This window comes from Nocardia panacis (assembly GCF_003598715.1).
Classification (GTDB): domain Bacteria; phylum Actinomycetota; class Actinomycetes; order Mycobacteriales; family Mycobacteriaceae; genus Nocardia; species Nocardia panacis.
Window position 1 is genome coordinate 78,726 of sequence record NZ_QZFU01000020.1, and the last position, 18,013, is coordinate 96,738.

Here is an 18,013-nt window from a genome sequence, read left to right on the forward strand (position 1 = left end):
ACAGGGAGAAATCACCCATGGCCGAAAACGTCGTTCCCGCTGAACAAGCCGCGCAGACTGACAGTGAGACGCCCGCGCCCGTCGCCGCATTCCCCGCGGAGACACCGATCATCGAAATGACGGCCGAACAGCAGGCCGCGTACTGGAAGCATCACGCCCGCCGCCACGAAGACAACGCCAAGGCGTACAAGGGCGTCACCCCGGATCAGGTCCGCGACATGCAGACCGAACTGGCGAAGCTGAAGGACGACAAGCTCACCGCCGACGAGCGTGCCGTGAATCAGGCCCGCACCGAAGCCCGCGCCGCGGCGGAAGCGGAGCTGCTGCCCAAGGTGCGGGCCGCCGAGGTGAAAGCGATTGCCTCCGACGTCATCTCGGGGGATCGACTGCGCAACTTCATGGACTTCGCCGACCCGGCGAAGTTCATCGGCGACAACGGCGAAATCGACGAAGCCAAGGTCATGGGCGCGCTCACCGGCATGTTCGGTGCGCAACCAGCCAAGACCCCCGTTGTGCAGGCGCCCCGATGGCAGAACGCCGGCCAATTCGCGCCGCCCCCCGCACCGGCCAAGCCCGGTGAAGCGGGGCGCGCGGAGGCCGCACGCCGACACAGCGCCAAACCCAAGTAGGAAGGATGAGCTATGTCTGTTGACCTCTCGTTGCAGACGACGACCTATCAAGTCGCCGACCGGCGGTGGCTGCTTGCCGAACCGGACGTCAAACTCAATGTCACCCTCGACATTTCGAAGTTCTCGCAGACCGGCACCAGCGCGGTCCAGACGGTTTCGATCACCGGCGCCCCCACAGGCGGCACCTGGACTGCGACGTTCAACGGCCAGACCACGTCCGCGATCGCGTACAACGCCACTGCGGCGGCCGTGCAGTCCGCGCTGACCGCGTTGTCGAGCGTCGGCGCGAACAACGTCACTGTTACCGGCACCGGCCCGTACACCGTTACTTTCACTGGCGCGCTGGCCTCGAAGGCGGTTCCGGTCATGACCGCGTCCGGCGCGGGTCTGACCGGCGGCACCAGCCCGGCCGCGTCGGTTGCCAACACCACCCCGGGCAGCAATGCCCATTATCCGAACGGCTACATCCCGTCCGGTACCGCGATCGGAATCGTCACCGCGACCGGTTTGGCGGCCCCGTACAACGCGGGTGCCTCCGATGGCAGCCAGACCTGCTACGGCATCACCTACGGCGACTGCCGGGCGGTCCGCCAGAACGGCACCATCGCCGCGAAGGTCGGCACCGGCGCCGTGGTGAACATGGCGGTCGTGTCGCTGATCCGTCTGCCGTTCCAGGCCGGTACCGGCTCCATCGATGCCGCGGCGAAGACGTCGCTGGCGCAGATCCGCTTCGAGGCGTGAGGAAGGACTGAATCATGGCTCTGTTTCTCGATGGTCCTATCCCCCTTGAGGACACCATCACCTTCGTGCAGGCGCTGCCGCTGCCGAGCAACAACAAGCTCACCCAGATGTTCGGCACCAAGACCTACGCCACCGATGAGATCGACATGGCGACGATCTACCAGACCAACCGGGCGGCGAAGTTCCGCAACTGGGACGGCAACTTCTGGATCTCGCCGCGTGACACCGGCCTGGAGAAGCGCGTGCGGATGCTGCCCCTGGGCGGTCAGCTCGCTCAGGGCGAATACGAGCGTCGCCAGATGGAATTCGCCCGCTACGGCGGCACCATCCAGTCGGTGCTGACCGACGCCATCTACAACGACCTCGAGCGCCTCACCGCTTCTATCCTCAACCGGATCGAGCTGGCCTGGGGTGACGTCCTCGCCGATGGCGTGCTCACCATCAACGAGAACGGCGTCAGCCAGCAGCTCGATTACGCCATCCCCACCAATCAGGTCGTGACCGCGGCCACATTGTGGTCGGACACCACCAACAGCAACCCGTTGCTGGATCTGATCGCCTGGTATGACGTCTATGTCGCGCTGAACGGCAGCGGCCCGGGCCAGTTCCTGATGTCGCTGCCCACCTCGCGGCAGTTGCAGGCGAACAAGAACCTGATCAACCAGATCAAGGGTGCGCAGACCGGCGTCACCAACGTGAGCCTGGAAGACATCTCGACGCTGTTCATGAGCTACGGCCTGCCGCCGATCTCGATGGACAACGTCTACAACTCGAAGTTCGACGTTGATGGCGTCACCACCTCGGCGATGCCGACCAACAAGTTCCTGTTTCTGCCCGAGGACCTGTCCACGCTCGGGTTCACCGCATGGGGCACCCCGACCACGGTCATGGAGCTGGCGTCGAACAACGTGCAGGTCGAGACGGCGTCCGGGATCATCGGCATCCTCGTGCGCGAGGATCAGCCGCCGTTCCAGAAGCGCACCTTCGTCGACGCGGTCGCGCTGCCGGTGCTGGCGGATCCGCGCAAGATGCTCGTCGCGACGGTCGCCTGATGCGCCGCCTCGGAGGCCAGCACGCCGTGCACCTGCACCACGAAGGCGAGCTGCACAGCTTCCTTCCCGGCGACACCGTCCCGGAATGGGCGGCCGAGCGCATCACCAACCCACACGCTTGGGAGCCGCCAACCGGAGCGCCCGCGGTGTCGGTCACTGCGGAGGAAGATGAGGACGCCGACAGTGATCAGGGCGACCTCGACGGTATCCCGGCCCAGGCCGGTCCCGGCGCCAGCCGCGCCCGCTGGGCGTCCTATGCCGTCGCGAATGGTGTTGCGGTCGAGGAGGCTTGGAAACGGGACGACATCATCGCCGCCTGTGAGGCGGCCGGGGTACGGGTGGCCTGATGGGCCAATTCGCCGGCCTCGATGATGTGACCGCCCGATTCGAGGGCGTGATCCCGGCAAGCCGTCAGGCATGGGTCACCACCCGCATCGCCGATGCCGAAGCACGACTGGTCGAAATGCTGCCATCGCTGGCGACCGAGACGAGCCCGGTCCGGTTGGCGCAGGCCAAGCAAGTCATTTGCGACGCCGTGCTGCGCCTGTACCGGAATCCGGCCGGCGCCCGCAACGAAGCCGCCCAGGACTACAGCGTTGGCCGCTCCGACCCGGCCGCATCGGGCGAGCTGGTGTTCACCGACGCCGAGATCGCCTCGCTGCGGATCGCGGTGCGGCGCCGCGGTTTCGGGACGATTCCGATCACCCCGTTCCGACCGCACCAGCCCAGCCCAGCGGATCGGCTCTACTGGTGACATTCTTCGCGAACGGGCAGACCGTCACGGTCATCCCGCCCGGCACCCGAGACCGCGTCGGCGACACCGTGCCCGGTATCCCGTTCCCAGTCGACAACGTGTCGGTGGCAATCCACGGCTCGACCCAAAATTTCGACCGTCGCACCACGGTGGAAACCCCGGCGACGCTGGAATTCCCATCGGGCACTGTGATCGCGTTGAACAGCCACTTCGTTCTAGCTAACGGGTCGAAATGGGTGATGACCGGCAGGGCTCACACCCCACGGAATGGGTTCACCGGCTGGCAGCCGGGGGTCACCGTCTTGGCGAAAGAGGTCCTGTGATGGCGGAACTGACCAATATCCGCATCCCGAAACCGAACCCAGCACTCGCCAAGATCCTGCGCGGACCACAAATGAAGACCCTGGTCACCCGGAAAGGGTTGCGCGCCAGGGCCATCTACGCCGAAGTGGTCGCCAAACGCACAGGCGAACTCGCGGCGTCCGCACGGGTCGAAACGGTGCTCGGTGGGCTCCATGGCGACCGGTGGATCGCCCGCGTGCGGGCAACCGCACCGCATGCGGCGTCTCACGAATACGGCACCGGCCGCACCGATCCCGCCTACACCGCGCCCGCCGCACACGACATGATCAAGGTCCTCGAAGCCCTGGATATCGGGTCATGATCACGTTCCCGACCTGGTACAGCGGAGGATTCCCCGACACCGAGCTCGTCGTGCTCGACCTGCTCACACCGTTCGCGAAGCTCGTCACCCCGCAGATCACCGTCTGCACCTGGCTGCCCGATATCAACGCACTGTCCCTGCCACAGGTGGGCGTGTATCGGGTCGCGGGCGGAATCAGCGATGACGGTCAGTTCGACCACGCCCAGCTGCAACTCGACACGATCGCAGCCTCGCGTGCGGACGCATGGGCTGTCGCGGAATTCCTGCGCCAGATCATGCTGTCCTATGCCGATGGCGGACCGGTTCGCCGCCTCGACGGAACCACCACCAACGTGCATTCCGTCGCTGAAGTCGTTGGCCCGGAGCAGATACCGGAAATCAATCCCGATAGCCGTCTAGTGCCGATGCGGTTCCAGGTCACCCTCACCCGGCTGCGGCCGATCCCCGACTACCAGGGGATCCGCGCCGGACTGCAAGCCGCACAGGTGATCTGACCCATTTCGTGTTTCCGCCCGCCTCGGCCCGAGCGGCGCGGCAGATCTTCATGCCCGCTCGGGCCACCCCGGAAGGAGTAGAAATGACAATCTTGCAGTTCAAGGACAAGAACGACAGCTTGGTGATCGTCCCCCAGGACCTCGCCTGCCTCGTAGCCCCCTACGGTACCGCCATCCCACCCAAGCTGACTGTCGACAACACCGGATCGCTGCCGTGGATCCCCGGATTCCGGTCCCTGGGCGAGTTGCAGCGCAAGGCTGGTGCCGGGATCTCCCCGGACACCAAGACCGCGAACGTCGAGGGCTACGGCAGTCTGCCGCCGCGGCGAATCCTGAAGACCGACGAGGGCATCACCCTCGACGTCACCTTCCAGGAAACCCGCGACATGGCCTACGAACTGTTCTTCGGCATGCAGATGGCCGCGGTACAGGCCGACGCCAACGGGGAATGGCGTGCAACCCGCTCCGCACAGGCGGCGGTGCTGTACTACTCGGTCATTCTGATCGGGCAGGACGGTTCGCCCGGCTCGGAGATCTACCCGTACATGATCCTGCCCAAGACCATGGTGTCGCAGTCGCAGAAGTTCCAGTTCCAGATGGACTCCGCGATCGAACTCGGCGTCACCTTCACCGCCTTGCAGGACAACACCTCCGGCGGCTACGTCATGTTCGGGCAGGCCGGTAAGGGAAGCCAGGCGATCATCGGCGATCAGGGCTTCACCACGACCACCAACGAGGTGCAGACCCTGACACTTGGTGGCACCGCCGCCACCGGCGGCACGTTCACCCTCAGCTTCGCCGAACGAACCAGCGCGCCGATCGCCTACAACGCCACCCCCGCCGCCGTACAGAGCGCGCTCGCCGCGCTCCCCACGATCGGCACCGGCAATGTCGCGGTGTCGTCGGTGCCGTCCGCCACCACACTGTCGCTGGGCACCACCTCCACCACCGGCGGCACGCTCGCCGCCGGCACCTACTTTTGGAAGGTCACCGCCGTCGGCGCGGTCGAATCGACCGGCTCCAACGAGGTCACCGCGACCACCACCGGATCCACCAGCTCCCAGGTCCTCACCTGGACAAGCGTGTCCGGCGCGACCGGCTACAAGATCTACCGCGGCACCAGCGCGGGCGCGGAGAACGTTCTCGTCGCCACCCTCGGCACCGTGTTGACCTACACCGACACCGGCTCCGCCGGTTCGGCCAGCACTCCGCCGACCACCACCGGCACCTGGGCAGTGACGTTCCAGGCCGCCCTGGCCGGGCTGCACACCCGCCTGCTCGTCGCCAACTACAGCCAGCTGCTGCCGGTCGGCGCGACCGTCACCGTCACCGAAACCACCCCGGGCGCACCGTAACCCGGACACACGTCGGTCCGCGCCGTCAACTCCCCGGCGCAGCGCGGACCGGCGACCCAATCAGACCGGGGAGATCCACAAGACCGGGGAGACAACCATGCCACCGAGGAAGCGAGCCACCAGCGCGCAGGCCGAGCCCGAATTCGGCACGAAGTTCGAACGGCTGCGCCGCCGAGCCGCCGAGTTCAACGACGGCCGCCCCAAGATCGCCGACTACATTCTCGGAGCCGAGGAAGGTTTCGATCCGCCTGTGCGCGTCCGGTTTCCGCTGAAGATCCAGCAACGCGAGGACTACTACGCGGCCCTGCATCGCAACGACGTGATGGGAATGATGATCGCGCTCATGGGCCACGACGAATACCAGCGGGTCAAGCGCACCCTCGACGCCTTCGACGACGGCGGAGACCTGTTCGACGGCCTGGCCCTGGATCTGGTCGACCACGTCAACGGCCGCGGCGCCCAGGACATCCCGGGGGGATCGCCGGCCTCGTAACCGAGATCGAGGAGTACCACGCCGAACTCCGGTGGGATCTTCACCGGTACCTGCGATTGGACCTCAACGACTGGCTACGAGGCGAACGCGACTGGCGCGACCTGTGGGATCTGAAAGACCTGCTGCCCATGGGATCGCGCTACCGGTCAGCGAAGCTGCGGGATCCCGACATCGTCGATCACATGGCAGCCCAACCCGATCCCGACGACATCGACGTCCCGATCGAGGGCTTCGACATCTACATCCAGCACCTCGTCGGCATCGAGGACCGGCTCACCCAGCTGCTCTATATCACCGGAGCAGCCGACCCTTCCACGGCGCCGCGGTCGCCACGACCGCGATGGCCGCACCTCAAGCGCCGTGAGGAACTGCGCAAACAGCACACCTCGAATCTGACCAATGTCTACCGGCTCCGCGAAGCCGCACAAGGATGAGGGAGGTGGCTCGTGGCGTCGTACTCGGCCGGTTCGGCTGACATCGAAATCGTTCCCTCCCTGGAAGGTTTCGCGGAGAAGCTGCGCAGGAAGCTGCGCGAGATCGACACCGAGTTCACGATCGACATCGACGCCGATGTGGCGCGGGCACGAGAACGGATCGATGCGCTGGCCCGCGATCGGCGGCTGAACGTCGATGTCACGCTCGACACCGAAGCTGCTCGCGCCGAGCTCGATGAGCTTGCCCGTGCCCGGACCGCCCGCGTCCAAGCACGAGTGGAGGGCACCAGCGAGGCCACCGTCTCGATGCAGCGGTTATCGGAGTCGGTTCGTGGCATCGGCGCCCACACCGTGGCCGTGGGCGCTGTGGCCGCGAAGATCGCGGCAATCGCGGCGGCGGCCGGTGGAGCGGCGGGCGCGGCCGGTGGGCTGGCCGCAATTCTCGGCGGCATCGGTGCTGTGGGTGTTGTCGGCATTCACGGTGTGGGAGCCGCATTCTCGGCGATGAAGAGCGCGTCCGAGGGAGCGAACCAGGCGGCATTGGATCAAGCCCATGGATTGAGTCAGGTCGCCGATGCGCAGAACGCGGTGGTCGTCGCCCAGCACAACGAGATGGAAGCGCTGCGCAACGTCGAAGACGCGCAGAAATCGCTCACCGAGGCCCGCAAGGACGCCAAGGATGCCATTGACGACCTGAACCTCTCGGTCAAAGACGGAGCTCTGTCCGAGCGCAGCGCTGAGATCGCCTATCGGCGTGCCGTGGTGAATCTGCAGAAGGTCAAACAGCAAGCGGCGAAAGGTCAAGCGACGCACCTCGATATCGACGACGCGCAGCTGACCGTCGATAGGGCCGGGCAGAACCTCACCGACACGAAGGTCAAGAACGACCAAACCAAACGCAAGGCCGAAGAAGCCAATGCCAAGGGTGTCGAGGGCTCCGATCAAGTCGTGGCCGCACAGAAGACCTTGGAGCAGGCCCAGTTCGCGGCACAGCAGTCAACGATCGCGACCGCGAAAGCTGTTGCGGAACTGGCGAAGGAACAACGCACCACCAGCGGAGCCACCGACCAGTTGGCGCTCGCGATGGCCAAGCTCACACCATCGGCACAGGAATTCGTCCGCCAGATGCGGGCACTCGGCCCGCAGTGGAAGGACCTGCGGTTGGCGGTGCAGGAGAACCTGTTCGCCGGGCTCGGTGACTCGGTCACCTCACTGGCACACGACCAGCTGCCCGCCTTGAAGGACGGGCTATCGCAGATCGCGACCGGCATGAACACCGCCATCAAATCGACGCTGTCCAGCCTCGACGCCCTGTTCACCGCGCTGACCAGCAACGGCGCGATGCAGGCATTCGTCGACGGCGTCAGCCGATCCCTGCAGGGGATGGCACCGTTCATCACAGGGCTGACCAGCGCGTTCATCACCCTCGGAGCCGAGGTCGGTCCGCATCTGGCCCCGCTGTTCACCGCGCTCGGGCAGACGCTCGCGGCGATCGCTGGGCCGCTCGGGCAACTCGGCGGCACCTTCGCCGACACCCTCACCTCGATCATGCCGCCCCTCTCACAGCTGGTGTCGACGCTGGCCTCCGGTTTGCTGCCGGTGCTGCCGGTGATCGGGCGGCTGCTGAATACTGTTGGGCAGGCATTGATTCCGCTGATCGGACCGTTCTCACAGATCGCGCGGATCGTGGGCAACGCGCTGGCCGACGCGATCACCGCGATCGCCCCGTATCTGCCGCAGCTCGCGCAGGCACTCGCCGACGTCCTGGCCGCCGTATCGCCGCTGATCGCGCCGCTGGCGCAGATCATCGGAATCATCGCAGGCGCTGCCGCCCAAGGCATTTCCGCGCTCGCCACCGCACTGAGCCCGGTGATCAAACAATTCGCCGAAGGACTGCAACCGGTGATACCGGTCATCGCGGACGCCTTCTCGAAGCTCGCCCCGGTGTTCGCGCAGATCGCGCAGACGATCGGGCAGGCGCTCTCGCAAGCACTCGACAAGATCCTGCCGATCTTGCCGGACCTGGCGACATCGTTCGCGAATCTGATCGTGGCGGTCGCGCCGCTGCTGCCGAAGCTGGTCGAGCTCGCAGTCCAGATCCTGCCGATCCTCGCCGACATCCTCGTCGCCATCGCACCGTTGGTGGAAAAGCTGCTCGACAAGTTCACCGACCTCGTGAATTTCATTGTCCCCAAACTGATCCCGGCGTTCGACTCGTTGAAGGACGGCATCGTCAACGGGTGGTCGCTGATCAAAACGGCATGGGATGCGATGAAAGAGGGCCTGGGCCAGCTGCACGACAAATTCTCCGACCTCATCGGCAAGCTGAAGGAACTGTGGAACGGATTCATCGACACGATCGAAAAGCCGTTCAAGGCCGGTGCGGGCGGCGTGACCGGCAGGCTGTTCGGATCCCTGCTGGACAAGGTCACCGGCCACGCGGGCGGCGGTCCGATCAACGGACCCGGCACCGCGACCTCGGATTCGATCCTGGCGCGGCTATCCGACGGCGAGTACGTCATCAACGCCGCTTCGACGAAGAAGTATCGCGGACTGGTCGACGCGATCAACGCCGACGCACTGCCCAGGTTCGCCGAAGGCGGCGCGGTCGACGCCAGTGGCCAATCCGATGTCGTGAAGTCCATGGCCGCGGTCGTTTCCACGCATTTTCCCGGCATGACGCTGACCTCCGGGGTGCGCAACAGCAACGACTGGCACGGGCAAGGCAAGGCCGCGGACTTCTCCAACGGCTCCGATGACACCCCGGAGATGCAGTCGCTGGCGTCGTGGATCTCGACCAACTTCCCCAACAGCCTCGAACTGATCCATGCCCCGTTCTCCCACAACCTGAAGAACGGCAAGGATGTCGGTGACGGTCTGAGCGTGTACGGCGCGGACACGCTGAACCAGCACCGCTCACACGTGCACTGGGCAGTCGCGTCCGCAGTCAACGATCCGGCCACGCCATCGACGCCCTCGACGACGCCCAGCGGAGCCGGTGACCCGTCGAATTACAGCCCGACCGGCACTTATATCGGGCCGAGCACAGTCGACACCACCAAGGATCTGAACGACGCGAACAAGGACAAGCTGCCCGAGAAGTACTCGCTGCAAGGGATCTTCTCCAACGCCGGAACGATTCTCGCTGACGGGCTGCTCGGCGCCTTCGGGCTGGAGAACTCGATCCTGTCCTCCAGCAACACCTACAACAAGGCGATCCAAACCACCGCCGACTTCTACAAGAACAAGAACACCAACACCCAAACAACGTCCCCCACAACGACAACCGACACCGGTGTCGCGACCGCGCCGGGCACGGACGGCAACACCACGCAGGCAGGCCCGTCCGGCAAGCAAACCTATGACGCGAGCCAGGGTGCCGAACAGTGGCGCAGCACCGTAGTCACCGTCCTGCAGGGCACCGGCCGCGCGCTGGCTCTCGCAGATCGGACCGTCGCACAGATCAGGATCGAGTCGGGCGGAAATCCCGAGGCCCGCAACGACAGCGACGCCAACGCTGCCGCCGGCACTCCCTCGATCGGTCTGCTGCAGATCATCAAACCGACCTTCGACGCCTACCTCGATTCCCGCTTCCCCGGCACCCAAACGGACCCCGAGGCCAACATCGCCGCCGCCTTCAACTACGTCGACAAACGCTACGGCGGCGCGGACAAGATCTGGCCGACCACCGCCGGATACGCATCGGGTGGATGGGTTTTCGGACCCGGCAACTCCACCTCGGACTCGATCCGCGCGTCCCTGTCACACGGCGAGTTCGTCGTCAACGCCCAGGCCGCCGCAGCCAACGCCGCATGGTTGCAAGACATCAACGCAGGCCGCGCCCCCGTGGTGTCGGTCGGGCAGGTACCCGGCCGTGCCGCCGGTGGGGCGGTCACTCGTGACCACAGCATCAACTTCAACGGGGATGTGCACGTGATGAACAACGATGAGCTGATCCGGTCCCAGAACCGTTGGGCCGAACAGCAATCGATGAGCGCGCTGGCGGCCTACTGATGAGCGACTGCATGTCTATCTGGCTCACCGGCGCCGACGGCTCGATCTGGGACCTCGACGGCGACCAAGGCGTGGAACTGCGGCCCGGCCCGAAACGGATCATCGACGCACCCGCGAAAACGTTCTGGATCGCCGGAGCCGCGAACATGCACTACCAGGGGCGCCAGTTCGAACGCCGCGACCCCACCTTCGCGGTGAACATCTTCGCCACCGACGGCAACCCGGACACCTGGCGCGATATCGACTCCCAATTCCGGCGCGCGCTGGGCATGTACGACCAGCAGTTCACGCTGCACATCGAAACCGATGACGGCGTACGGCATCTGGACCTGCGGTTGCTGTCGGAGCCGACCGCGTACGAGAACGGAAGCTGGGAAGGCAAGAACCCGCACCTGTACGCGACATCAACGCTGCTGATCAACGCCGCCGCCGAGCAACCATTCTGGTACGCGGACGATTTCACCTTCACCTGGACCACGGCGACCGGCAGCGGATCCACCACGTTCCGCGCCCAGAACCTCGGCGATATCGAGGTCTGGCCGAAGTACTTCGTGAACGCACCCGGAACCTGGACGCTGCCCGACTACAGCTGGGGACAGGAAGGCGCATATCAGCGCCCGGCCAATATCGATACCGCGCGCACGGTGACATTGCCGGCGCTGGTGGCGGGCGAGGACTGCGCCATCGATTCCGACCCTGACCAGGAAGCACTCGTCGCCGCGAACGGTTCGCCGATCTGGGCACGGTGGAACGGCAACAGCCTGCTTTACCCGATCGCCGCCGGCACCAAGCCCACCGCGGTCCCGATCTCGGTGACCGGCGCGAACGCGAATGCCGCTGTGACGGTCCGGATCCCGCGCCGCTACTCGCGCCCGTTCGGAGTGAGCCTGTGAGCACCACCCTCGCCGACCATCCGAGACTGTGGCAGCAATGCGACGCGATCCGTGATCAGCACCGCCGGATACGCTCCGCCGCACCGAGAATCCGGCTCTGGACCAACAAACCCGACGGCAGCCCCGGCCTGATCCTGCGCGGCACCGCCCAGGACACCGTCAACGGCAAGTTCCCATTCCGCAAGAACACCGCCACCACCGGCACCCTGCGGCTACGCATGGACCACTACCTCGCGCGATGGCTCGTCTCCATCCCGAACACGGCCGCCGCGAAGAAGAATGTGGTCATCACCGTCGACAGCATGGGCGGCAAGGTCCGCTGGTCGGGTCTGTTGAAGAACTGGAAAGCGGTCCGAGACTCCCAGGGCCTGAACTACCTCGACGTCACCTTCGTCGATGACCTGCAATTCCTCCAGTTCATGCTCGGGCCACCGAACCCGTTGCTCCCGATCCCGATCTTTCAGTTTCCGCGGGTGCTGCCGCTGTTCGGGCCGTCGAAATGGTGTATCTCCCTGCTCATCTGGATCAACCTGCTGCGCCTCGAAGGCAACCTCTGGACCCCGGCCGACGATCCGTTCGCGCCCGGCAGCAACGGCGACATGTCCGGCTGGCAAGTCCATGTGAAAGCAAAGGCATTCGATCTCGACGACAGCAGCCTGTGGACGATCCTGGCAACGAGAATGAACCGCCTCGACACAGTCATCGCCGATGCACTCGACGACGCGCAGCTGGTCCTCACCTACAGGCGAATCCTCACCGTGGACGGTGAAACATCGCCACTGCCAGACGTCCCCAACATCGCCAACGGCGCGCTGATATTGGAAGTGATCGACAAGTCCGGGTACTGGTCACAGGCCGGCACCGGCACCGGCGGCGGGATCGCGGCGGGGTTCGCGCGCAGCGTGCAGTCCTTCCTGGCCGGGTTCGTCGAGGACACCCAAACACTGGTCACCGACAACCAAGCGACCCGCCCGCAGCAGTACTACACGCCCGGCTACTACGGCACCGTCCCCGAATATCCGTGGATCGTGGTCCGCGACAGCCAATGGACCACGATGCAAACCTCCCAACTCACCTGGGCACCGGCCACCGCGGTCCGCGTCATCGTCGGCGGCGACAACCCGCTCGTCGACAACCTCGCGAGGTTGACCATCGAAAGCATCGGTGCCTTGATCGGATATTTCTTGCTGGGAGGCTTCTCCGGGCTCGGATCGATTGCGGCCGATATCGTCATGCCGTTCCTGACTGGAACCATAGCTGCGTGGCTGGAATGGCAGAACCATTCGCGCGCATCCCAATTGGGTTGGGTGCATTTGTTCGAGGTGTTCGCCACCGGCGCGGAGAACAATGCATGGTCACTCTCGGCGATCGCCGCACTGCGCTCGGGGTTCTTGTCGACGAGGTCGGAGACCGCGCACCAGTTCTCGATGGGCACTGGCGGCCAGTTCATGCCCGGCCTGCACTTCGGAATCGGTGACCGCATCGGATCCACCGTCGCCGCGGTCAACGACGTCATCTTCGTCGACCAGGTCGAAGAAATGACCCTGTCGTGGGATTACACAGCCGGCAAGAACCATGACTGGACCGTCACCGTCGGCACCGCGAAAGCCGCGATGTCCCAGGTCGAACGCTCCTCGAGGCTGCTCAACAAGGCCCTGCAAACGCTGTCGAACATCGGCGTCCACCTCATCTCCTAGGAGCACACATGACCGACGCCCCTGTCGGGTTCGAGGGCATCGACATGAGCGACCCCTACCAGGCGTTGGCCTGGGCGCTCGGATCGATGCCGTCTCACCAAACTGGCGGAATACCCGTCCCCATTCCACCGAAAGTCGTTCCGGCCTGGTCGAAATTCCTCACCGACCTCGGCCTCGAATACAACCCTGCCAAACAACGCCTGTTCCCGATCACCTCGGCCAACCCGGACATGGGCTGGCTCTCACCCGTGCAGTGGGTGAACCGCGAGGAATACGACCGCCACCAAGCCGAGAAGCAAGCGAAGGCCGACGGCATCGACCTCGAGCAGATGCTCGCGACCTTCAATCCCGGCCTCGCGCAACGCATCGCCGACATGACCGATGTCGAGAAGCGCGACGCGATGGCCGCGCAGGCACACAAATTCGCCTCCACCTTCGACCAGATCCAACGCCTGCGCTCCGGCACAGACACCGATCCCGAAACACCCACGGAGACACAATGACCCTCTACGGCATCGACATCTCGAACAACAACGGCCCCGACATCGACCTCACCCGGGTCAGAGCCGAGGGCTTCGACTTCGTCTTCGCGAAGGTGTCCGAAGGCGACTACTTCATCGACTACACCTGGCCTGCCTACCGCGACGCCGCGCGCGCGGCGGGTCTCGCGCTTGCCGGGTACCACTATGTGCGCGCGGACAGCGACCCCGACGCCCAGGCCGAGATGTTTGTGCGCCAACTCGACGGCGCGGCCGTCATGCTGGACTTCGAGGCCAACTCCGGAGGCATCGACACCTTCTGGGCCGTCGTGCGCGCGATCAACGCCCGCGGCGTCGCGGTCGCCCTGTCATACATCCCGCGTTGGTACTGGCAGCAGATCGGCTGCCCGGACCTCTCCGCGGTCCCCGGCCTGATCCAGTCCTCGTACGTGAGCGGATCCGGTGGCACTGCCTCGGCAATGTACCCCGGCGACGACTCCACGTCCTGGACCCCCTTCGGCGGCAAAACTCCTGACCTTCTCCAGTTCACCGACGCCGCATGCGTCGCCGGACATCTCGTGGACGCCAACGCCTTCCGCGGCAGCCGGGCCGACCTCGACACCCTGCTTCGAGCCCCTTCCACCCCGACGAATGGATCTCTCATGGCTTTGACCGATGCCGAACAGCAGGAACTGCTGTCCAAGACCCGCGATATCTGGGACCAACTGCGCGGCCCGAACGGCGAGGGCTGGCCACAACTCGGCCATAACGACAGCGGCCAGAACTTCACCGCCGTCGACAAGCTCGTCGCGATCGACAACGGCCTCAACGAGGTTCGCGGCGACATCAAGCAGCTTCTGACCGTCAACTCCAATCCACCGAAGGCGGAATGATGACCACCCGAACCCCGACCCCACGAGTCCCTGAACCCGCGCTGGTGCGTTCCACGCTCGTTGCCGTCACCGGCATCGTCGCCCTGATCGTGGGGCACGCCATCAACGTCGAATGGATCGACTCCGCGGTCACCGTCTACACGATGCTCTCACCAATCATCGCCGGGCTGCTGATCCGGGCCGTCGTGCGTCCGGTCAAAGGGGCGAACGCTGCGACAGGAGGCCAATGAGCTTCGACGCCTGGCCCGAGATCCTCTCCGGCATCGGTGGCGCGGGAGTCGGTGGCCTGGTCAGCGGAGTCTTCGGCCGCCGCAAAGCCAAAGCCGACGAGGCCGCCGTACTATCCTCCGTCGCAGTCGGTCTCGTCCAGCCGTTGCACAACGAGTTGACCGACCTACGGGGCGAACTCGACACCGTCCGCGCCGAGCTCGACGCGCACAAGCGCGCCACCGATGCCCGCGAAGCGGTTCGACGGGCGGCGATGGCCGCGCACGCCGAATGGGACACCACGATGGCCAACCGGCTGCGCGCCGCAGGTTTCGACGTCCCCGAACCCCCGCCGCTGGCCGCGGTCTGACCGGAGGTCTGGTCATGACTTTCCCGTCCGGTGCCGGCGGATTCACCCCCGGCAACTGGGGACTCTCGGCGAACGGCTCAATCCCGTCCATGACAGGCCGCACCCAGAACACCATCACCGACAAACTGTCGAAAGACGTTGCCACATCAGGTTCTTGGTCGGGGATGGGCGGGATGCTGGTCGGGATGATCCTGTCGCTGATCGCGGGCGCGATCGGCGCGGTCCTCGGTGGCTTCGCCAGTGTCCTCGAGGCCATCTCGGGGACTGTGAACGATCACTATGTCGCGACGTTGCCGACGATCACTGATCACAGCCACTCCATCACGACGTTGCGGCAGCAGTTCGACCAAGTGCTTCTGCAAGGTGTCGCCATCGTGTTCACCAGTAACAACACCTATACGCCGACCGTGGGGATCCATTCCATCGATGTGATCATCATCGGTGCCGGCGGTGGCGGGTCGAGTGGCAGCTTCGACGCCTTCTCCACCGGAGCCCGTTCCGGCGGTGGTGGGGGCGGCGGCGGGGAAACCCACACCACTATCCCGGCGTCCCTGCTGCCGAAGAACGCAGATGGATCGTTCAAGGCCGTGCAGATCGTCACCGGTGCGGGTGGTGCGGGCGCGGTTTCCGACCGCGGTGTCGGTTCAGGTGGGGGCGACAGCAAGTTCGGTCCCGAGGTCGGAAGCTCCGGTGGCGCTTGGCTACTGGCAGGTGGCGGCAACGGCGGATCGTGGGGCACGCCTGGGCCGGTCGCGATCGGCGGAGTCGGCATGATCCCTGGCGGCAACGGCGGCGTTGGCGGCTACAGCTCCACACCACCTACGGCGCCCACTGCGTCGGTGTCCGCCTACGACCTGCATGGTGGTGGTGGAGGAGGAGGCGCGGGTGGGGCAGCCAATGGCATCGGCACCGCAGGGGCCGCCGGAGGGATTTCGCCCGGCGGCGCGACGGGCAATCCCGGCGCGGCGGGGTCGTCCCCGGCGTCGATCGTCGCCACCGGTGGTGGTGGCGGCGGCGGCGGTATCAGCGGCACCGTCGCCGGAGGCCCTGGGGCGTTCCCTGCGGGTGGTGGCGGCGGCAGCGCCTGTGGAACGGGTGGTGCGACCAGCGGCGGCGCAGGCAGCAACGGGATCATTTTCGTGATCGAACGCTCGAGCTGAGCCGTGCATATCAGCGTCTCGGTCTACACCGCCAATGACATTTGGACCCAGCCCGCAGGGTGTTTCGGCGTCGACGTGATCATTCGCGGCGCTGGCGGCGGCGGCGACGCCACCGGGGGCGGCGGCGGAGGGGCGGCCGTGGCCAGCGCCAAACGGATCCCCGCCACGGCCCTCACCAGGACCGTCGTAATCACCGTCGGTGCAGGCGGCAGCGCGGGCCGCGACGGTGGCGCGAGCAGCTTCGGCACCTACTACACCGCCCCTGGCGGCTCCGGAGCCAACAACGGCGGGGGCGGCGGACTGTCCTACATCCGCGGCGGCGCAGGAGGTTCCGGCAGCGGCACACCCGGCGCGAGCGTCACCTCCGCGCCGATCCGTCTCCTGGCGGGTGGAGGCGGCGGAGGCGGTCCGAACGCATCCGGCGGCGCATCGGGCAGCGTCCCGGCCGGAGTCTCCAATCCACCGCTGTGGCAAGCCTGCCAGTCCGGCGGCGGCGGAGCGGGAGGCAGCGCGGGCGGTTTCCCGGCTGGCGGCGGCGGGTCGGCTGCCAGTGGTGCCAATGGCTGCGTGACCGTCATCCAATACCTCTTCGACTGAGGAGCAAAATGCCCACAGCCACAGTGCATCTCGAATCTGTTCCCGGATTTGCCGGTCAGGCGCGATGTTTCGCCGTCGACCCGCCGGTCCATGGAACTAGCTACGTGACCGTCTGTGTCACACCAGGATTCGGCGACGTCGTCAAACCCGAAGCCAGTGTATTCCCCGCGACCGAGACCGGGGCGTGCGCGGAGACGTCGTTGCAGCGGCGCGGCGGATCCTTCGTCCTGCACGCCGAGGCCGACAGTGCCGAACGCCTCGAAGGCGCGTACTGGATGGCCCTGCAACTGCTCGGCGGCTACCAGATCACCCCGAGCACGGCCACAGACGCCTCCGAGGCATCGTGACCACACCACTCGGGTGGGAGCCGTCACGGCGCCCGCTGGTCCTGTCCGTCGGCGCGAACTTCACCCACAGCATTAAATCCGCGACATCGGCCTTCCCCGCAGGGATCTCGGCGTGGATCGAGATCCGCGACAGCACCTCGACGACCGTGCTGGACACCTGGAACGCCACCAACATCTCCACGACATCCGTCGACTGGATCGTGGCCGCTGCTGCTGCCGCAGCGATCCCCACCGGTGCCCGATATCGGCTCTACGTGACGATCCCGACCAGCCCGGCGACCACGTTCGAATGGTTCTACGGACAAGTCGTGCGCAAACAGTAACGCCCACAACCGAACACCCACCCCAGCAAACCTTCGATCGGCTCGGGGGTTCGTCATGTAAGGAGTCCGCCATGGCAATCGCTGTTGCCGCAACCCGCCAGTCTCTCGCCGACAACTACAAGGGGCTCGGTGCCTGGGTTTCACTGCACACCGGCGACCCGGGCACGACCGGGACATCCGAGGCGTCCGGCGGCACCCCCGCCTACGCCCGCAAACAGACCACCTGGACCTCCTCGACCGGCGGCGTCGTGAACGGCAGCCAGGTCACCATCGACGTCCCCGCCGGCACCTACACCTATGCCGGGCTCTGGTCGGCCGCCACCGGCGGCACCTTCATCGACAAGGTGCTCATCACCTCGACCGCGCTGGGCGCGCAGGGCCAGATCCTGGTGACCCCGTCGATCACGGTGTCCTGAC

General features: G+C 65.8%; 23 protein-coding genes. All 23 read left to right on the top strand.

What is annotated here, in order from left to right; all coding sequences use genetic code 11:
* Window positions 1-17 precede the first annotated feature (17 nt).
* Entirely contained in the window at window positions 18-629 is a 612-nt protein-coding gene (locus D5S18_RS18600; RefSeq protein WP_120042330.1) for a hypothetical protein, read from the top strand.
* Between the two features lie 12 nt (window positions 630-641).
* Window positions 642-1,370: a head decoration protein gene (locus tag D5S18_RS18605; RefSeq protein ID WP_120042331.1), complete on the top strand. Its 729-nt coding sequence runs from the start codon at window positions 642-644 to the stop codon at window positions 1,368-1,370.
* Between the two features lie 14 nt (window positions 1,371-1,384).
* Window positions 1,385-2,422, top strand: coding sequence for a major capsid protein (locus D5S18_RS18610; protein WP_120042332.1), 1,038 nt, complete (start codon window positions 1,385-1,387; stop codon window positions 2,420-2,422).
* A complete protein-coding gene (locus D5S18_RS18615) occupies window positions 2,422-2,769 on the top strand; it encodes a hypothetical protein (RefSeq protein ID WP_120042333.1) in 348 nt (115 codons plus the stop codon). Before D5S18_RS18610 ends, D5S18_RS18615 begins: the two co-directional genes overlap by 1 nt.
* On the top strand, window positions 2,769-3,176 hold the full coding sequence (locus D5S18_RS18620) for a hypothetical protein (protein WP_120042334.1): 408 nt from the start codon (window positions 2,769-2,771) through the stop codon (window positions 3,174-3,176). Before D5S18_RS18615 ends, D5S18_RS18620 begins: the two co-directional genes overlap by 1 nt.
* A complete protein-coding gene (locus D5S18_RS18625) occupies window positions 3,173-3,499 on the top strand; it encodes a hypothetical protein (RefSeq protein ID WP_120042335.1) in 327 nt (108 codons plus the stop codon). Before D5S18_RS18620 ends, D5S18_RS18625 begins: the two co-directional genes overlap by 4 nt.
* Window positions 3,499-3,840 (top strand): hypothetical protein, encoded by a 342-nt coding sequence (locus tag D5S18_RS18630; RefSeq protein ID WP_120042336.1) that lies wholly within the window; start codon window positions 3,499-3,501, stop codon window positions 3,838-3,840. Before D5S18_RS18625 ends, D5S18_RS18630 begins: the two co-directional genes overlap by 1 nt.
* Window positions 3,837-4,334 carry a phage tail termination protein gene (locus D5S18_RS18635; RefSeq protein ID WP_120042337.1) on the top strand — a complete coding sequence of 166 codons (498 nt, stop codon included), beginning with the start codon at window positions 3,837-3,839 and terminating at the stop codon, window positions 4,332-4,334. Before D5S18_RS18630 ends, D5S18_RS18635 begins: the two co-directional genes overlap by 4 nt.
* Window positions 4,335-4,417: 83 nt before the next feature.
* Window positions 4,418-5,689, top strand: coding sequence for a phage tail tube protein (locus D5S18_RS18640; RefSeq protein ID WP_120042338.1), 1,272 nt, complete (start codon window positions 4,418-4,420; stop codon window positions 5,687-5,689).
* 97 nt (window positions 5,690-5,786) lie between these two features.
* Window positions 5,787-6,182, top strand: a complete 396-nt coding sequence (locus D5S18_RS18645; protein ID WP_120042339.1) for a hypothetical protein — start codon at window positions 5,787-5,789, stop codon at window positions 6,180-6,182.
* A 56-nt stretch (window positions 6,183-6,238) separates the two neighbouring features.
* Complete coding sequence (locus D5S18_RS18650; RefSeq protein WP_120042340.1) at window positions 6,239-6,616, top strand: hypothetical protein; 378 nt, start codon at window positions 6,239-6,241, stop codon at window positions 6,614-6,616.
* Window positions 6,617-6,628: 12 nt separating this feature from the next.
* On the top strand, window positions 6,629-10,630 hold the full coding sequence (locus tag D5S18_RS18655; RefSeq protein WP_120042341.1) for a transglycosylase SLT domain-containing protein: 4,002 nt from the start codon (window positions 6,629-6,631) through the stop codon (window positions 10,628-10,630).
* Between the two features lie 11 nt (window positions 10,631-10,641).
* Window positions 10,642-11,523 (top strand): hypothetical protein, encoded by an 882-nt coding sequence (locus tag D5S18_RS18660; protein WP_147404003.1) that lies wholly within the window; start codon window positions 10,642-10,644, stop codon window positions 11,521-11,523.
* Entirely contained in the window at window positions 11,520-13,220 is a 1,701-nt protein-coding gene (locus D5S18_RS18665) for a Gp37-like protein (protein WP_120042343.1), read from the top strand. The genes D5S18_RS18660 and D5S18_RS18665 overlap by 4 nt, the downstream gene beginning before the upstream one ends.
* 8 nt (window positions 13,221-13,228) lie before the next feature.
* Window positions 13,229-13,723, top strand: coding sequence for a phage gene 29 protein family protein (locus D5S18_RS18670; RefSeq protein WP_120042344.1), 495 nt, complete (start codon window positions 13,229-13,231; stop codon window positions 13,721-13,723).
* Window positions 13,720-14,592 carry a glycoside hydrolase family 25 protein gene (locus D5S18_RS18675; RefSeq protein ID WP_120042345.1) on the top strand — a complete coding sequence of 291 codons (873 nt, stop codon included), beginning with the start codon at window positions 13,720-13,722 and terminating at the stop codon, window positions 14,590-14,592. Before D5S18_RS18670 ends, D5S18_RS18675 begins: the two co-directional genes overlap by 4 nt.
* A complete protein-coding gene (locus D5S18_RS18680) occupies window positions 14,592-14,822 on the top strand; it encodes a hypothetical protein (protein ID WP_120042346.1) in 231 nt (76 codons plus the stop codon). Before D5S18_RS18675 ends, D5S18_RS18680 begins: the two co-directional genes overlap by 1 nt.
* Window positions 14,819-15,169, top strand: coding sequence for a hypothetical protein (locus D5S18_RS18685; protein ID WP_120042347.1), 351 nt, complete (start codon window positions 14,819-14,821; stop codon window positions 15,167-15,169). The genes D5S18_RS18680 and D5S18_RS18685 overlap by 4 nt, the downstream gene beginning before the upstream one ends.
* A 14-nt stretch (window positions 15,170-15,183) precedes the next feature.
* On the top strand, window positions 15,184-16,329 hold the full coding sequence (locus D5S18_RS36135; protein ID WP_147404005.1) for a glycine-rich domain-containing protein: 1,146 nt from the start codon (window positions 15,184-15,186) through the stop codon (window positions 16,327-16,329).
* Between the two features lie 3 nt (window positions 16,330-16,332).
* Window positions 16,333-16,926, top strand: a complete 594-nt coding sequence (locus D5S18_RS18695) for a hypothetical protein (RefSeq protein WP_120042349.1) — start codon at window positions 16,333-16,335, stop codon at window positions 16,924-16,926.
* Between the two features lie 104 nt (window positions 16,927-17,030).
* Window positions 17,031-17,273 carry a hypothetical protein gene (locus D5S18_RS18700; protein WP_120042350.1) on the top strand — a complete coding sequence of 81 codons (243 nt, stop codon included), beginning with the start codon at window positions 17,031-17,033 and terminating at the stop codon, window positions 17,271-17,273.
* Entirely contained in the window at window positions 17,270-17,596 is a 327-nt protein-coding gene (locus D5S18_RS18705) for an LtfC-like domain-containing protein (protein WP_120042351.1), read from the top strand. The genes D5S18_RS18700 and D5S18_RS18705 overlap by 4 nt, the downstream gene beginning before the upstream one ends.
* 71 nt (window positions 17,597-17,667) lie before the next feature.
* Window positions 17,668-18,012 carry a phage tail fiber protein gene (locus D5S18_RS18710; protein ID WP_120042352.1) on the top strand — a complete coding sequence of 115 codons (345 nt, stop codon included), beginning with the start codon at window positions 17,668-17,670 and terminating at the stop codon, window positions 18,010-18,012.
* Window position 18,013 lies beyond the last annotated feature (1 nt).

What these genes read in the sequence shown, in the direction of transcription:
- D5S18_RS18600 (WP_120042330.1), top strand. Translation starts at nt 18, where the DNA reads ATGGCCGAAAACGTCGTTCCCGCTGAACAAGCCGCGCAGACTGACAGT.
- D5S18_RS18605 (WP_120042331.1), top strand. Translation starts at nt 642, where the DNA reads ATGTCTGTTGACCTCTCGTTGCAGACGACGACCTATCAAGTCGCCGAC.
- D5S18_RS18610 (WP_120042332.1), top strand. Translation starts at nt 1,385, where the DNA reads ATGGCTCTGTTTCTCGATGGTCCTATCCCCCTTGAGGACACCATCACC.
- D5S18_RS18615 (WP_120042333.1), top strand. Translation starts at nt 2,422, where the DNA reads ATGCGCCGCCTCGGAGGCCAGCACGCCGTGCACCTGCACCACGAAGGC.
- D5S18_RS18620 (WP_120042334.1), top strand. Translation starts at nt 2,769, where the DNA reads ATGGGCCAATTCGCCGGCCTCGATGATGTGACCGCCCGATTCGAGGGC.
- D5S18_RS18630 (WP_120042336.1), top strand. Translation starts at nt 3,499, where the DNA reads ATGGCGGAACTGACCAATATCCGCATCCCGAAACCGAACCCAGCACTC.
- D5S18_RS18635 (WP_120042337.1), top strand. Translation starts at nt 3,837, where the DNA reads ATGATCACGTTCCCGACCTGGTACAGCGGAGGATTCCCCGACACCGAG.
- D5S18_RS18640 (WP_120042338.1), top strand. Translation starts at nt 4,418, where the DNA reads ATGACAATCTTGCAGTTCAAGGACAAGAACGACAGCTTGGTGATCGTC.
- D5S18_RS18645 (WP_120042339.1), top strand. Translation starts at nt 5,787, where the DNA reads ATGCCACCGAGGAAGCGAGCCACCAGCGCGCAGGCCGAGCCCGAATTC.
- D5S18_RS18660 (WP_147404003.1), top strand. Translation starts at nt 10,642, where the DNA reads ATGTCTATCTGGCTCACCGGCGCCGACGGCTCGATCTGGGACCTCGAC.
- D5S18_RS18670 (WP_120042344.1), top strand. Translation starts at nt 13,229, where the DNA reads ATGACCGACGCCCCTGTCGGGTTCGAGGGCATCGACATGAGCGACCCC.
- D5S18_RS18675 (WP_120042345.1), top strand. Translation starts at nt 13,720, where the DNA reads ATGACCCTCTACGGCATCGACATCTCGAACAACAACGGCCCCGACATC.
- D5S18_RS18680 (WP_120042346.1), top strand. Translation starts at nt 14,592, where the DNA reads ATGACCACCCGAACCCCGACCCCACGAGTCCCTGAACCCGCGCTGGTG.
- D5S18_RS18685 (WP_120042347.1), top strand. Translation starts at nt 14,819, where the DNA reads ATGAGCTTCGACGCCTGGCCCGAGATCCTCTCCGGCATCGGTGGCGCG.
- D5S18_RS36135 (WP_147404005.1), top strand. Translation starts at nt 15,184, where the DNA reads ATGACTTTCCCGTCCGGTGCCGGCGGATTCACCCCCGGCAACTGGGGA.
- D5S18_RS18710 (WP_120042352.1), top strand. Translation starts at nt 17,668, where the DNA reads ATGGCAATCGCTGTTGCCGCAACCCGCCAGTCTCTCGCCGACAACTAC.